This is a genomic window from Frankia sp. CgKIO3, assembly GCF_977946435.1.
This window is the reverse complement of sequence record NZ_CDWTMO010000032.1, coordinates 13,266-27,924: the sequence shown is the minus strand read 5'-3', so window position 1 is coordinate 27,924 and position 14,659 is coordinate 13,266. Positions and strand designations below refer to the sequence as shown.

General features: G+C 70.1%; 14 protein-coding genes and 1 tRNA gene. 6 read left to right on the top strand and 9 right to left on the bottom strand.

Annotation, left to right across the window (positions count from 1 at the left end; genetic code table 11):
• Positions 1-208: 208 nt before the first annotated feature.
• Together AC08OJ_RS06150 and AC08OJ_RS06145 are read left to right on the top strand one after the other, a co-directional pair.
• Positions 209-283: transfer RNA gene (locus AC08OJ_RS06150), tRNA-Leu, on the top strand.
• 229 nt (positions 284-512) lie between these two features.
• Positions 513-1,271, top strand: a complete 759-nt coding sequence (locus AC08OJ_RS06145; RefSeq protein ID WP_476593994.1) for a Bax inhibitor-1/YccA family protein — start codon at positions 513-515, stop codon at positions 1,269-1,271.
• A 98-nt stretch (positions 1,272-1,369) separates the two neighbouring features.
• Here AC08OJ_RS06145 and AC08OJ_RS06140 read toward each other — a convergent pair whose 3' ends face one another.
• On the bottom strand, positions 1,370-1,780 hold the full coding sequence (locus AC08OJ_RS06140; protein WP_476593995.1) for a PPOX class F420-dependent oxidoreductase: 411 nt from the start codon (positions 1,778-1,780) through the stop codon (positions 1,370-1,372).
• A gap of 157 nt (positions 1,781-1,937) precedes the next feature.
• Positions 1,938-2,165 carry a DUF4287 domain-containing protein gene (locus AC08OJ_RS06135; RefSeq protein ID WP_011438288.1) on the bottom strand — a complete coding sequence of 76 codons (228 nt, stop codon included), beginning with the start codon at positions 2,163-2,165 and terminating at the stop codon, positions 1,938-1,940.
• 109 nt (positions 2,166-2,274) lie between these two features.
• Between AC08OJ_RS06135 and AC08OJ_RS06130 the strand changes: the two genes are divergently transcribed.
• Positions 2,275-2,655, top strand: coding sequence for a hypothetical protein (locus AC08OJ_RS06130; protein ID WP_476595260.1), 381 nt, complete (start codon positions 2,275-2,277; stop codon positions 2,653-2,655).
• Positions 2,656-2,698: 43 nt separating this feature from the next.
• Here the strand turns inward: AC08OJ_RS06130 and AC08OJ_RS06125 are convergent, their stop codons facing one another.
• Together AC08OJ_RS06125 and AC08OJ_RS06120 are read right to left on the bottom strand one after the other, a co-directional pair.
• On the bottom strand, positions 2,699-3,766 hold the full coding sequence (locus AC08OJ_RS06125; protein ID WP_476595259.1) for a DUF459 domain-containing protein: 1,068 nt from the start codon (positions 3,764-3,766) through the stop codon (positions 2,699-2,701).
• A gap of 191 nt (positions 3,767-3,957) precedes the next feature.
• Entirely contained in the window at positions 3,958-5,634 is a 1,677-nt protein-coding gene (locus AC08OJ_RS06120) for an MBOAT family O-acyltransferase (RefSeq protein WP_476595258.1), read from the bottom strand.
• A 196-nt stretch (positions 5,635-5,830) separates the two neighbouring features.
• Between AC08OJ_RS06120 and AC08OJ_RS06115 the strand changes: the two genes are divergently transcribed.
• Entirely contained in the window at positions 5,831-6,751 is a 921-nt protein-coding gene (locus tag AC08OJ_RS06115) for an alpha/beta fold hydrolase (RefSeq protein ID WP_476595257.1), read from the top strand.
• Between the two features lie 39 nt (positions 6,752-6,790).
• On the opposite strand, the gene AC08OJ_RS06110 is transcribed toward AC08OJ_RS06115, so the two are convergent.
• Together AC08OJ_RS06110 and AC08OJ_RS06105 are read right to left on the bottom strand one after the other, a co-directional pair.
• Positions 6,791-7,252: a hypothetical protein gene (locus AC08OJ_RS06110; protein ID WP_476594000.1), complete on the bottom strand. Its 462-nt coding sequence runs from the start codon at positions 7,250-7,252 to the stop codon at positions 6,791-6,793.
• A 55-nt stretch (positions 7,253-7,307) separates the two neighbouring features.
• On the bottom strand, positions 7,308-8,459 hold the full coding sequence (locus AC08OJ_RS06105) for a trypsin-like serine peptidase (protein WP_476595256.1): 1,152 nt from the start codon (positions 8,457-8,459) through the stop codon (positions 7,308-7,310).
• 210 nt (positions 8,460-8,669) lie between these two features.
• On the opposite strand from AC08OJ_RS06105, the gene AC08OJ_RS06100 reads away from it, so the two are divergent.
• Positions 8,670-9,293 carry a PadR family transcriptional regulator gene (locus AC08OJ_RS06100; protein ID WP_476592556.1) on the top strand — a complete coding sequence of 208 codons (624 nt, stop codon included), beginning with the start codon at positions 8,670-8,672 and terminating at the stop codon, positions 9,291-9,293.
• Here the strand turns inward: AC08OJ_RS06100 and AC08OJ_RS06095 are convergent.
• The 3 genes from AC08OJ_RS06095 to greA all read right to left on the bottom strand — a co-directional run bounded on the left by AC08OJ_RS06095 (position 9,213) and on the right by greA (position 13,284).
• Positions 9,213-11,207: a vWA domain-containing protein gene (locus tag AC08OJ_RS06095; RefSeq protein WP_476592555.1), complete on the bottom strand. Its 1,995-nt coding sequence runs from the start codon at positions 11,205-11,207 to the stop codon at positions 9,213-9,215. The two genes, AC08OJ_RS06100 and AC08OJ_RS06095, sit on opposite strands and share 81 nt — an antisense overlap.
• A 43-nt stretch (positions 11,208-11,250) precedes the next feature.
• Positions 11,251-12,702 (bottom strand): magnesium chelatase, encoded by a 1,452-nt coding sequence (locus AC08OJ_RS06090; protein WP_476592554.1) that lies wholly within the window; start codon positions 12,700-12,702, stop codon positions 11,251-11,253.
• A gap of 99 nt (positions 12,703-12,801) precedes the next feature.
• A complete protein-coding gene (gene greA, locus AC08OJ_RS06085; RefSeq protein WP_462185943.1) occupies positions 12,802-13,284 on the bottom strand; it encodes a transcription elongation factor GreA in 483 nt (160 codons plus the stop codon).
• Positions 13,285-13,733: 449 nt separating this feature from the next.
• On the opposite strand from greA, the gene mca reads away from it, so the two are divergent.
• Entirely contained in the window at positions 13,734-14,636 is a 903-nt protein-coding gene (mca, locus tag AC08OJ_RS06080) for a mycothiol conjugate amidase Mca (RefSeq protein WP_462185942.1), read from the top strand.
• Positions 14,637-14,659: the final 23 nt, after the last annotated feature.

Here is a 14,659-nt window from a genome sequence, read left to right as displayed (position 1 = left end):
CCTAAACACAGATCAAATGATCAACTTATTTAATGACGATCCCTTAGAGATCTGGGTTGTCCACTGATCGAAGGGGATGGCGAACAGTCGACATCCTCGTCACGATGAGTCACGCTTTCGGTCGTGCCGCCATCTCCGGACCACTTTTTCCGCATGTGTTATTCCCAGACCCTACGTAGCGTGGTAGAAACATCAGCGATGTAGACGAGCCGGTGTATCCCAACTGGTAGAGGAGGCTGTCCTAAAAACAGCTCGAGTGTCGGTTCGACTCCGACCACCGGCACAATCCTTTCTCGGTCATCCGGGCATCTGACCGATGAACCGCGGCCGACGAGGGGAAGGCTTCGTCGCTGTGAGGATGCGCGTGGGCGTGCGTCGCGATGTCTTGTCGCCGTCCACCGTGTCCGGTGCGCCGGGAACTCCTGCGTCCCAAGGAACGTTCCATACGGTGACGTAGGCTGTAGTCACCGAGGGTGATGCCTCCCCGGAGGCGACCGAGAGGAGCCGGCTCCATGGCCGACCTTCGTTCCTCGAACCCCGCGTTCCGTCGTGGTGGTTTCGCGTCTCCTCCCACGCCGACCCCCGAGGAGCTGGCGAGCCACTACCGCCAGCCCACCACCCTCACGATCGACGACGTCGTCGTGCACACGCTGGGGCTGTTCGCGCTGCTGGCGGCCGGTGGCGCGGTCGGCTGGGCCCTCGCACCGGACTCGCCCGGCATTGCGCTGGGGGCCGGCCTCGTCGCCCTGACGATCAGCCTGTTCGTCTCGTTTCGCAACCTGATCAGTCCGCCGCTCATCATCGCCTTTGCCCTGATCGAAGGGGTGGCGGTCGGGGCGGTCTCGCGCTACTACGAGGACACCTTCAACGGCATCATCCCACAGGCCCTGCTCGGGACCGGTCTGATCTTCGTCGCGATGCTGGTTGCCTACCGTAGCGGCCGGCTGCGGGCCACCCCCCGGATGGCCCGCATCGTGTTCGGCGTGCTCCTCGGGATCGTGCTCCTCGGCCTGACCGACCTCGTGATCAGGGCCACCAGTGGAAGCCACCTGCCGGTGATCAACGATGCGACGCCGCTCGGCATCCTGTTCAGCGTGCTCGTGCTCGGCGTCGCGAGCCTGCAGTTCATCCTCGACTTCGACTACATCGAGCGGGCGATCGAGTCCCATGCGCCGCGTTCCGAGGCGTGGCGGGCGGGATTCGGCCTGCTGATCGGCTTCGTCTGGGTCTACCTGGAGATGCTGCGCCTGCTCTCCAAGCTGCGGCAGTAGCGCGCGGGTCCGTCGTGGGGCCGAGGCCCCGCCGACGATCAGGTCAGGGCGGGCAGGGTCAGGGCGCTCTTATGCAACGGTGTCCTCAAGCCTGGTCCTCAGCCGGAGACGTCCGGCCCCGCCGACCGCGGAGTGATCTGGATGATGCATCGCTGATCGCGGATCATCGCCGCCCGGTAGTTGTCCCAGTCGGGATGCTCACCCGCGATGTCTCGGTAATAGGCGATCAGGAGGTCCATCGCCGCCGGTAGCCGGATGACTTCGGCGGTTCCGTTGATCTGCACCCAGGGCCCGAAGAACTCATCGGGGAACACACAGATCCGTACGGTCGGATCCCGCTCGATGTGGCGGACCTTGTAGGCGGTGAGCCGGCTGCTGATCTGCAGATGCCCGTCGGTATCCACCCCGACGGTCACCGGTGACATCTGGGGCGTGCCGTCCCGGTGGGTGGTGCTGAGTACCGCCCGGTGATGATCGCGTACGAACTCCGTGGCTGCGTCGAGGTCCATGTAGTCATTGTGATGTGCCCGGTGGTCGACCCGGCGCGTCAACGGTGCGGACCGCGTCCGCGTCCCGCGCCGGGTACCCGCGCCTTACCTCGATACCTCACCGGGCGGCTGAGCCTGCGCGTTCGACGCTGCCGAGGTGCCGACGCTGCCGAGGTGCCTACGCGCGGATCGCCCGCCGCCGCAGATCGGCCTCATGGACCAGGGCCGCCGCATAGCAGTGCGGCAGGTCGTGCTCGGCTCGCAGCCAGTTGACGCGCTCCGCGAAGCGGAGCAGGCCGGGTCCGTCGTCGAGCCGATCGAGCCAGTGGTTCACGTCGTGGCCGGTTGCCTTCGGTATCCGTTCGATGAGGATCTGGTGGGTCTGGGCGGAGCGGTTCAGCGACATGCGCGCCTCCTGAGATGAAACCCGACGTCAACGGACCATGTCTGGAGGGTGCCCTATACCACAGTAGAGAGCAAGACCCGTTCCCGTCATCGTCAGGTATCCTGCCCGGATGTCCGACGAGGTCCGTGATCTCACCCGTGAGGTCGGCCTGCTGATTCACCGCCTTCGGTGCTGGTCCGGGTCATCATGGGATGTTCCGGTGGAATCCGGTGGCACCAGGGCGGAGCGGGCCGTTCGGCTGCTCGACGAACTGGCATCGCTCGGCGAGCGGGCCGGCACGGGAGTGCCGGCCCGCGCTCGTCCACCGCGGCTGGCGCCGCACGCCCTGACCGACCAGCTCGCGGTCCTCGCCGACGATCTGGTCGCCGCGATCTCGGTGTCCGGTGCGGCGGCGCCGTCCGGTCGCGACGTCCTGGCCGCCGCCCGGGTCGCGGTGCTGGCTGCCCGCCGGGATCTGGACGGCGTGGGCTTCGGGTTCCGCCCCCGTTGAGCGTTCGCTCGGTCCGGCCTCCGCCGGTCGCTCCGATCGTCGTTCACCGCAGGTTCCACGTGCTGCGCACGGTCTCCAGAATGTGTCCCGCGGCGATCCGCGCGCCGTCGAGACTCAGGTGCACGCCGTCACGGGCCCGGGCCAGGACGGTGTTACCGTCCGTGCCGGTGAGGTAGTCGCTGTACGCGCCGTTCTTCGACAACCACGGGGTGAGGTCGAGATATCGGGCTCCGACCACCCTGGTCGTGGCGTCGAGGGTCGCCTCGTTCAGTCGGCGGAAGTAGCCGTTCAGCTGGTCCGGCCGGGCCGGCGGGAGGCTGAGCCACAGCACTCGGCGGGCCCCGTCGCCGCTCCAGATCCGCATCACGACGATGGCACGCCGTCGGTACTCGGCGGCCCACGCGTCCGATCCGGCCGGCAGGACGGTTCCGTCCGGAAGCGTGATGCCCTGGCCGTCGTTCCCGCCCATGGCGACGATCACCAGCTCCGGGTTGCGCTGCGTGATCTGCGCCCGGGCATGGGTGGCCCAGTCGAAGAAGTCGGGCCGCACCAGGCCCGTGCCGAACCGCGTCTCGGTCTGTGCCCGGATCGTGGCGGGCGCACTGTTCATGATGGTCGGACCGAGTGATTCTGTCAGCGAGTCCCCGGTGACCAGGACGCGCAGCGGATCGGCCGCGGTCGGATGGCGCGGTGGCAGTGGGGAGCGGTGGGAACCGGCGGCGCCCGGCCCGGAGGCGCCAGGGTGATCGGGCTCGGCTTCAGCCCGACTGGCCGCCGATGCCAGCTCGGAGAAGGTGCCGCCGGGCTTGGCGTCGTGACCGAACGCGCGCGACAACCACCGGTCCGGTTCGTCGAGGTGGACGGTCCGGGTGATCCGTTCGATCGGCCGGGCCATGCCCAGCACGAGCGTGCGGGTGAGTCCTGGGCGCATGCCCTCGCCCCCGTGCACCATCGCTGAGGCGCGGAGCACCGCCAGCAGACCCAGGGTGACGGCTACCAGCAGGAAGGCCTGCCGGGCCCGGACGACGCCGGTGGTCGCCGCGGGTGCGGTCGCCGGTGGCCCCGGTGACCCCGGTGACCCCGGTGGCGCCGGATCTTCACGCTCAGTCATCGTCCCTCGGCTTCGTCGGCGCAGGTCACAGATGTCCCGGAATGTGATCAGGCGTTGTTGTTCGATTACCTTAAGTCAAGGCTCCGCTCTCCGCCGCTCGTATCGTCCGGCCTGGGCGGCCCCGGCCGGGGCAACGCTCCGGCACCGGCTCCGGCACCGGGATCGGGACGGGGAGAGCAGGCGAGCGTGACTCAGAAGTGGAAGTAGATGAACGGCGCGACGTCCTGCGGGCCGACGATCGCATAAATGATCATGATGCTCAGGGTGAGCAGCGCGATCTGGGCGCCAAGGCGCAGTTGGGCGAAGGCGACCTGCGCGTGGATCCACCAGGCGCGCGGGACGGCGGCGGTGGCCAGTCCCACCCCGATGGCGGCGAGGACCGTCGGAGTGACCAGCGGCGCCGGTCCGCCCGCGGTGAACAGCCGGACGGCGAGCTCGCGCGCCGTTGCCAGGTCGGGCGCTCGGAACAGGACCCAGGTGGCACACACGAAGTGGAAGACGGCCAGCCGGCCGGCCCAGGCGCGGATCGGATTGGGGGCCGCTTCGGGAAGTGAGGCCTGTGTGGCGGTGATCGTCCTGCGGCTCGCCGTGGTCGGCGTCCCCGCGGGGCTGTCGGCGGTGCTGGAGCCGGCAGCGAGACCGGGACCAGCAACGGCGCTGGATCCGCCAGGGGAAAGGACCGGTGCGGGGCTCTCCGATCCCGGCCGGGGTAGCGGCATCGCGGAGAGCCCCGCCGATTCGGCCTGTCCCGTGATCTGCTCCTGTCCTGTGGCTCGGGCCTGCCCCGTGGCTCGTGCCCATTCCGTCGCCCGGATCCGGTCCGCCCGTCGGGCACGTATCCGGCGTTCGGTCACCAGGCCACCGCCGTGCAGCGCTCCCCACAGGACGAACGTCCAGGCGGCGCCGTGCCAGAGACCACCCAGAGTCATGGTAATCATGATGTTGAGGTAGGTGCGCCGACGCCCCTTCCGGTTCCCTCCGAGTGGTAGGTAGACGTAGTCCCGGAGCCATCGGGACAGGGTCATGTGCCAGCGGCGCCAGAAGTCCTGCAGGGTGGTGGCCGCGTAGGGACGGTCGAAGTTATCCGGGAAGCGGAAGCCGAGCAGGAGGGCGATCCCGATCGCGATGTCGGAGTACGCCGAGAAGTCACAGTAGATCTGCACGGCGTAGCCGTAGACGGCCGTGGCGATCTCCAGCGACGAGTGCTGGCCGGGCGCGTCGAAGACGGGGTCGACGAGGCGCGAGGCGATCAGGTCGGCGAGCACCACCTTCTTGACCAGGCCGCCCACGATCAGGAACACGGCCCGGGTGGCTTGGACCTGGTTCGGGTCCCGTGGCGTGGCGAGCTGGGGGATGAACTCGCGCGCACGCACGATGGGACCGGCGACCAGGTGCGGGAAGAACGCCTCGTACACGGCGAAGTCCAGCAGCGACGCGGGTGCGCTGGTGCCGCGATGGACGTCGATGACGTAGGACAGCGCCTGGAAGGTGAAGAACGAGATCCCGATCGGCAGCGCCACCTGGAGCAGGGGCAGCGCTGTGGGGAGGCCGATCTCGGCCAGCGCGCGGTCCACCGACAGGGCGAAGAAGCTGTAGTACTTGAACCAGCCGAGCAGGCCGAGGTCGCAGACGATCGCGGCGATGAGGATGCGGCGGTCGCGCCAGCGGTGGATCGCGACGGCGGCGCCCTGGTTGATCAAGGTGGAGGCCACGATCAGCAGCACGAAGCGCGCGTCCGCGAAGCCGTAGAAGAAATACGACGCCCCGAGGATGAACGGCTTCCACAGCCTCGGCCGGGGCATCAGCAGCCAGGAGATCGCCAGCACCACGACAAGGAACGCCGCAAACTCGATCGTCGGAAAGATCACGTGTGCCCGTCCGGTGGGGTTGCCCAGCAGGATAATCGCTATAGGAGGTCGAGTGATTACCTAAAGTAGTTGACGGGTGGGGTGTTCGCCGCTCGACGGCCGCGCTGCCGGCATCCGCCTGGCCCTTTCGGGTGACCTCCGGCCGATTGCCGGCGGAACTCGTGCGCCGGCGCCATGGGATGGCTACCTTCCGACCATGGGCATCGTCTCGGTCAACGGCATCGACCTCGCCTACGAGATCCACGGCGACGAGGACGGGTTGCCGCTGCTCCTGATCGGCGGCCTCGGGCAGCAGCTCGTAGGCTGGCACCCGGACCTGCTGGCCGCGCTCGGCCGTCGCGGTTATCGAACGATCATCTTCGACAACCGGGACGTGGGACTGTCCACTCATCTCGACCAGCTCGGTCGGCCCGACCTGGCAGCGATCCTGAGCGGTCGCTTCGACCTCGCCACCTACCGGCTCGAGGACCTGGCCGCGGACGCAATCGGCCTGCTGACCGCCCTCGGAATCGAGTCGGCGCACCTGATGGGCAGCTCGATGGGTGGCATGATCGCCCAGATCGCGGCCCTCGGGAACCCCGAGCGGGTGCGCAGCCTCACCTCGATGATGTCCCATCCGGGTGACCACCGGGTGCAGCCGACCGCCGAGGCGATCGCGCTATTCCTGCGGCCGGCGCCGGCCGACCTGGAGGAGTTCGTCCTCGCCGGGCACGAGGCACAGGAGGTCCTGGGCTCGCCGCTGTTCGAGCCGGACGTGGCGTGGCTGCGGCGGCGGGCCGAGATCCAATGGGGCCGTCGCCCGAACCCGGTCGGGGCCATGCGCCAGATCGCCGCCGTGCTCGCGGCGCCCGACCGCACCCCCGGGCTCGCGCGGCTCCCGGTCCCCACCCTCGTCGTCCACGGTGACGCGGACCCGCTCGTCCCGGTCCTCGGTGGTCGGTTGACGGCTGCGGCGATCCCGCTCGCGGAGCTGCTGGAGATCGACGGGATGGGGCATGAGCTCCCCCGCCAGGTCTGGGGCCGCATCCTGGACAAGCTTGACGATGTCGTGCATCGCGGGGAGGCCGTGCATCGCGGGGGAGTCGATCGTCGCGGGACGCTCGCGCAGGCGAGCTGAGCGCCGACCCGCCCGGATCGTCGCGGTGGCCCGGCCGAGTCAGGTCCCGGGTTTGATGACCATGGAAGCAATGATCAGTACCCAGCAGGCGGTGCTCACGGCGACACCCCCCATGATTGGAAGGGTACGCCGATGCGTGTCACCGCCCGCGTCGATCTCCTTGACGGCGTGGGCGAGCCCGGGCGCGATTATGCCCAGCGAGATCCCCGTGGCCACCACCCACAGCACGAGGGCACCCGACAGCCAGGGGTCGCCCAGCGACCGCACGCTGCCGAATGATCCCTGATTCACCAGCCCGAGGCCCGTCACGACGATGAGCAGTGAGGCGAGCGTGAGGGCCCGGATCATCCGCACGCACAGGCGCAGGATCGGCAGGGCGCCGGCCCCCAACCGCAGCAGGCGCGGGGTGACCACGGTGATCAGTGTCAGTGGACCGATGACGAGGACCCCGACGACGACGTGCACGGTCAGGAGGAGCCCGAAGCTGCCCGAATGCGGCATGCACAGAAGGTATCGATCGTCGTCAGCCGGCTGTATCCCGGGGGACGGCGATCCGCTAGAGCCGGTAGGACTGATAGTAGAGTGACTTCACCACGTCGCCGAAGTGAGTTCCGTATAGCTTGTCGTTGACTCCGGCATAGGCGTAGCTGATCACCCCGTTGACCCAGCCGTGCCCGGAACCGAGCCGGCCGAGGCCGGTGAGCAGTGGCCCGCCGCTGGCGCCGGCCGTCATGCGGCAGGCGACGCCGATCGACGGGCTGCCGTAGGGGTCGCCGAAGCCGGGGCCGGCGCAGTAGACGAGCTGGCTGCCGTCGTAGGGGGGCAGCCGTGGGTAGCCGAAGGTGTACTGCGGATACGTCCCCGGAAGATCGAAGGCGATGCCCTGGGACCCGACCGTGTCCTCGAGATGACGGCCGCGGGACGGGGACGGGTTGAACAGGGCGAAGCCGGTGTCGACGTCGAAGTCGCCCCGATGGGCCCAACCGGACGTCACGGTGAGCCGGCGGGCGGTCCAGATGCCGTAGGGCATCGCGCCGTTGTCGAACCCGGGGATGAAGATGACGTTCCGCGCGAACTGTTCCCCGGTACCGCCGTGCACGCAGTGCCCCGCGGTGACTACGAGGTCACGATTGGGGCTGGACACGACGCTCGCGGAGCAGGCGTAGTCACCGCCGCCGATGGTGGCGAACAACCGGCCGGTGGTCGTGGTCACCAGCCCGCCCCGGGTGTAGGGCATTCCGGCGCTCGGGGGCGGGGGAGCGCCGCTCGCGGCCGTTTCGGAGCCGCCGACGGCAGGCGGGGCCGGCCCGGGACTGAGGGGGGCGGCATCGGCATGGTCGTTCGTGCGGGCCCCGAAGGCTCGGGCCCGCCGCTCCGCGCTCCAGTACCGTTCGACCTCGCGCTGCTCGGCGAGGGTCACCGCCCCCGGCGCCGAGAGGAGCTGTCCCGCGGTGGATCCCGGGTACGTGGCGGCAATCGGCGCGCCCCCTCGCCCGGTGGCCGACGCCGCCTGGGCGGGGCTGGCCGGAAGGGCCGCGGGTGCCAGCGCGACGCCCGCCGTCAGCAGGATCGCGACGGCGAGCCTCGATCGCGCGGGCGGGCGTGGGCGGGCTCGGGTGGCGCCGGGTACATCCGTCGGCGGGAGTGGTCGGAGGCGTGCCGCGCCCGCCCGCCCCTCGCACTCCTGGTCTGCACTCCGTGACGTCACGACAGCGCAGAGTAGCAGTACTGTCGCCTTCTGTGGCGGCTCGCGGGCGTTGTGGGACGGGTGGGTCGGCGGGCAACACCTCCCGGCCTCGTCGACCCATCTCCATGGGTCGGCTGGAGAGGACTGTAGGCGTAAGACAGCTATGTGGTAGATAGTCCGGAAAAGACAGTACCTATCAACCCGTATCATTCAAGCCATATCATCGAGACCATGGCTGGAATCGCGCTGACGCCGGTGTCGTATCTGGTCCTGGGGGAGGTAGCGCGGTGTGGCAGTGCCACTCCGTACGAGCTCAAGGTCGCGGTTGCCGGCTCGATCGGTAACTTCTGGTCGTTTCCGTACGCCCAGCTCTACAAGGAGCCGCCCCGCCTTGCCGCGGCCGGACTCCTTTCTGAGGAACGGGAGGAGTCCGGCCGCAGGCGGTGGATCTTTCGCCTGACCGGCGCCGGCCGGAGCAGGTTGGCCGCGTGGCTCGCCGTCCCGGAGGCCGGGCGCACCGAGCTGCGCGATCCCGGCTTGCTCAAGCTGGCATTCGTCGATCTGGGCCGGCCGGGTGATGTCAGCCGGCTCGCGCGGGCCCAGGCGGCGGCGCATCGCGCTCACCTGGAGGTGTACCGCTCCCTGACCGCGCTGCCCGCGGGTGCCCTGGCCTGGTCGCTGCGCCGGGCCCTCGATCTCGGGCTCGGCTACGAGGAGCTCGCGGTCGAGTTCTGGGAACGCCTCGCCGCCGAGCCGGGCGGGGCGGCGCGGCGGTCAGCGGACGGTGCGGTGCCTGCCCCGGGCCCGCAGGTAGTCCCGGATGACGTAGTTGCCGAGGGCGGCGGGATCGGGTGAGAGAACCCGCCCGCCGTTGCGTCTGGCCATCTCCTCGACGAACTGCACCAGCCGTGGCTCGTCGTCGAGCATGAACACATTGACGGTCACGCCGCGCCGGGTGAGCCGGTCGACCTCGGCCAGGGTCAGCTCCAGGGTCTCGGGCATCGGCGGCCAGGAGAACGAGGGAGTCCCGTCGCGCAGCAGGTGCGCGGTGGGCTCACCGTCGGTGACTACCATGATGACCGGCTCCGCCTGCGGGTAGCGGCTCAGCAGCCGGCCCGCGATGAGCAGGGCGTGCTGCAGGTTCGTGCCCTGCACCATCTCGGAGTCGAGTCCGGCGAGCTCGACCGGCCGCAGCTCCCGGGCGTAGTCCGAGAAGCCGACAATGTGGATCTTGTCTTGCGGGAACGACGTGCTGACGAGCGTGTGCAGCGCGAGTGCCGTCGACTTCGCGATGCCCCAGGTGCCCCGCAGCGCCATCGAGTAGGACAGGTCGACGAGCAGGCACACCGCCGCCGTGGCGCGGCGCTCCGTCTCGGCGACCTCGAAGTCGGCCACCGCCAGGCGGATCGGGTGGCCCCGGCCGGGCGGACCGCCGCGCAGCACCGCGTTGCGGACTGTGCGGACGACGTCGATCGGCTGGGTGTCGCCGAACTGCCAGGCCCGGGAGGTGCCCAGCAGATCCCCGGCGGAACCCGCGTCGGTCACACTGTGATCCCCGCGGCCTCGGGCGGAGATCTGCCGGAAGATCCGGGCCAGCGCGGCCTGCCCGATCCGGCGCACCGCCCGTGGGGTGAGCTCGAGGCTCCCGGCCCGGCGGGTGAGGAATCCCTGCCGTTCCAGCTCCCGTTCGATCTCCTGCAGCCCCCGCAGATCGTCGACGGCGGACCGGCCCAGCGCCCGGGCCACCGCCTCGGGGTCGACGTCCTCCAGGGATGCCCCGGCGTAGTCCTGCCCCAGCGCGGCGGCCAGTTCGTCCAGCTCCGCGAGCTCCTCCAGCGCGGTGGTGGCGTCGCCGAGGCCGAGCGGTTCCTCGCCGGTCAGGCCGTTGCCCAACCGGCCGGCCCGCCCCCGCACCCGTCCACCCCAGTTGAGGTCCGGTCGGGACGCGCGCAGCGCCTGCGCCAGTCGTGACATCTCTACGGCGAGCCCCAGGTCCTCCATCGCCGTGGACATCAGGTCGGCGAGTTCGGAGCGCTGCTGCGGGGTGAGCCCGGCCAGTAACCGCGCGGCGGCGGCGGCCCGGCGGGCCAGCGCGTCGACCAGTTCCTCCAGCGAGCCGGGGTTCTCCGGGAAGAAGTCGCCGAACTCCCGCATGAACCGGGCGAACGCCTCGTCGGTGTCCTCACCACGGGCGTCCGCCTCCAACAGGGCGTTGAGCGCGGCGACCATCTCCCGGATCCGGGCGAAGTCTTCGGGCGCGGCCCCTTCCAGGGCCTGCTTCATTCCCTTGAACTGGGAATCGAGGACCTCGCGACGCAGCAGCTCGGAGATCTTCTCGTACGTCTCGCGGGCCGGCGGGGACCGCCAGTCGTACTCGGCGAGCGAGCGCACCGCACGGGCGGGGTCCGCGGGCAGCGCGTCCAGCTCGGCCTCGCGCAGCCAGGCGTCGTCGGAGGGGTCGGGGAACAGCGCCGCCCGTTCCTGGCCCACGGCGGTGTCGAGCAGCCGGCGGACCTCCTGGAGCGTCCCGTCCATCCGGCCGCGGGACCGGGCCTCCCGCCGGTGCCGCTCGACGGCCCGGCGCATGTCGTCCAGACCACGCCGGCCCGGCATGCCCCGGCGCAGCAGCGACTCCAGCGCCTCCCGCGGGGTGCGTCCCTCCAGAATCTGGCGGGACATCTCATCCAGGGCGTCGGACGCGGTGAAGGGGGAGGCGAGTGGATCGGGTCCGCCGTCCCACGGGCCATAACGGAATGTTCCGGAACTCACTGTTCCTCCTGGAAGCTTCCGTGCGAGGTCAGGTGCCGCCGGGTCAGGTGCCGTAGACGGTCCGTCCGGGAAGCTCTTCCTTGGCCAACCGACGGTTGAGGTGCAGTCCCTCCATCGCCAGCTCCAGTGCGGCCGCCGCGAGCCCCGGCGACTCCGCCCCGTCCACGCCGAGCCTGGTCAGGATCGCCGCGAGCCCGGGCACCGGCCCGACCCGGCGCAGCAGCTCGGCCGCCGCTACCAGGTCGCCGGTCTCGACCGGGCCAGCCGCGTCGAAGCGGGCCTGCAGGCCGGTGAGGTCCGCGCCGGCCAGCCTCGCCCGGAACGTCTCGGCCACCGCGCGGCGCAGCAGCAGCGCGAGGACCTCGTCCTCCCGGTCCTCCTCCAGCTGGTCGAACTCGACCTTGCCGCGTACTGCCGGGACGATCGCGGCGAGGTCGACCACCCGTGCGGTGGGCGTCTCCTCGCCGGTCAGCGCCGCGCGGCGGACCGCCGAGGCCGCCACCGTCTCGGCCGCGGCCACCGACAGCCGGGCCGATACCCCCGAGCGCTGGTCGACCTGGGGGGCGTCGCGCACCAGCCGGGTGAACCGGGCCACGATCTCCACCAGGTGATCGGGTATTTCCGGCGCGCCGAGCGGGGACCCCGCCCAGGACATCACCGCCTCCTGGCGGATCAGCGCCAGTTCGTCGGTGAGGTGCAGCGGGTAGTGGGTGCGGATCTCGGCGCCGAACCGGTCCTTGAGCGGCGTGATGATCCGCCCTCGGTTGGTGTAGTCCTCGGGGTTGGCCGAAGCGACCAGCAGCAGGTCCAGCGGCAGCCGGAGCAGGTAGCCGCGGACCTGGATGTCCCGCTCCTCCAGCACGTTGAGCAGCGCGACCTGGATCCGTCCGGCGAGGTCGGGCAGCTCGTTGACGCTGAAGATCCCGCGGTTGGTGCGCGGCACCAGCCCGTAGTGGACCGTCTCGGGATCGCCGAGCGTGCGGCCCTCGGCGACTTTCACCGGGTCGACGTCGCCGATGAGGTCGCCGACGCTTGTGTCCGGGGCCGCGAGCTTCTCGCTGAACCGCTCGCCGCGGTGCCGCCAGACCACCGGCAGCGCGTCACCGAGATCGGCCGCCAGCGCGCGGCATCGGCCGCAGACCGGCGCGTAGGGGTGGTCGTTGATCTCACAGCCGGCGACGGCCGGCGACCACTCGTCGAGCAGGCTCACCAGAGTGCGGATGAGTCGGGTCTTGCCCTGCCCGCGCTCGCCGAGGAAGATGATGTCGTGACCGGCCAGGATGGCCCGCTCGACCTGGGGAAGGACGGTCTCGCCGAAACCGACGATGCCCGGGAACCGGGGGCCGTCGCCCCGCATCAGGGCGACGAGGTTGTCGCGCAGCTCCGTCCGCACCGGGCGGTGCGCGTGCCCGCTGCGGCGCAGCTCACCCAGGGTGGTGAGCCGCGAGGCGGCGGCCGTCGGCGGGTGGGCCGGAGATGCCACGGTCGGTGGCATGGAATGACTGGGCTGTGCCGGCAGATCCTCCACCCGTCGACGGTACGCCGATGCCGCCACCCGCGCAGCCGGGTCGGCAGTCGTCCGCTGCTGGCGTAGTCAGCCCGAGTAGGGCGACACCGAGACGATCTCGACCTTGGCCGAACGGCCGTTGGGCAGCGTGTAGGAGACGGTCTCGCCCGCCTTGCGCCCGGTCACCGCGCCGCCCAGCGGGGACGCCGGGGAGAAGACCTCGATGGGCGTGCTGTGGTCCTCGCGCGAGCCGATGAGGAACTTCTCCGTCTCCCGTTCGCCGGGGAAGCGCACCTCGACGACGGTGCCGGGGCCGGCCTCGCCGGTCGCCGCGGGTGCCTCGCCGACCTGGGCGTCGCGCAGCAGGTCCGTGAGCTGGCGAATCCGAGCCTCCTGCTTGCCCTGCTCCTCCTTGGCCGCGTGGTAGCCGCCGTTTTCCTTGAGGTCGCCCTCCTCGCGGGCAGCTTCAATTTTGGTCGCGATCTCCGTACGCCACGGGCCGGTCAGGTAGTCGAGCTCGGAGCGGAGCCGGTCGTATGCCTCCTGGGTGAGCCAAGTCTGCTGCGTCACGCGGGTCACGCTCCTCGGTGAACATCAAAAGGACCATCATACCAAAATGAATCAAGGAAGATGTCGGGCTTGGTGGCTCTGGCGGCGTCTGGACCGCCTGGAAGCCCCGGACCGGCGGGTCAGCCCTTACGGGTGATCCGACAGCCCTTGCCTTCGACCTCGACCACAAATGCTTCACGCAGGGGTGGGAGGACGACGGGACCGGCCGTCGTCCATCGGCCCTTCGGACCGGGCCGACGACGATGTCGGTGCGCCGGTCGACGGCAGCTCTGCCGTCGAAGCATGCGCGGACGGTGCATTGTGCCACGGCGTTGTGCCACGGCGTTGGGTGACTTTTCTAGACCGAACGCGGGGCGGGCCCCGGCGGTTCCCCGGGCGAGCTCGGACCACCCGGGCCAGTGAGCTCGGAACAACGCCGGGGCATCAGGAACGCCGGGGCATCAGGAACAATGGGCCGCATGCCTGCGGTCCACGATCGGCATGGCCTGCGCTTGATGGCCATCCACGCCCACCCCGATGACGAGTCCAGCAAGGGCGCCGCCACCATGGCACGTTACGCCAGCGAGGGCGCCGACGTGCTCGTGGTCACGTGTACCGGGGGAGAGGAGGGCAGCATTCTCAATCCCGCGATGGACCAGCCGGGTGTCGCCGCCCGGATGGCGGAGATCCGCAGGCAGGAGATGGAGGCTGCCCGGCTCATCCTCGGGGTCCGCCAAGAGTGGCTCGGCTTCGTCGACTCCGGGCTTCCTGAGGGCGATCCGCCGCCGCCCGTTCCGGACGGGCGGTTCGCCACCATCGCGCTCGACGAGGCGGCCCGTCCGCTGGTCCGGTTGATCCGTCAGTTCCGGCCGCAGGTCATCACGACCTACGATGAGTCGGGCGGGTATCCGCATCCCGACCACATCATGACCCATCGGGTCAGTGTGGAGGCGTTCGAGGCGGCCGGTGATCCCGACCGTTATCCCGAGGTCGGTGCCGACGCCGGCCTCGAACCCTGGCAGCCGCTCAAGCTCTATTACCACCTCACCTTCCACAAGGAGCGCATCCTCGCTCTCCACGAGGAGATGATGGCCCGGGGTCTGGAGTCCCCCTATGCCGAGCGGCTGGCCGAGTGGGTCGACCGCGCCGAGGACACCGGTCGGCTCACCACCCAGGTGGAGTGCGCGGACTGGTTCGAGACCCGCGACCGGGCGCTGATCGCCCACGCCACCCAGGTCGACCCCACCGGATGGTGGTTCCGGATACCCCTGGAGGCGCAGCGGGACGCTTGGCCGACGGAGGACTACCAGCTAGCCCGTTCTCTCATCGAGGTCGGCATGCTGCCCGAAGACGATCTGTTCAACGGTGTGTGACTTTCCGGTGATGTGACCTTTTG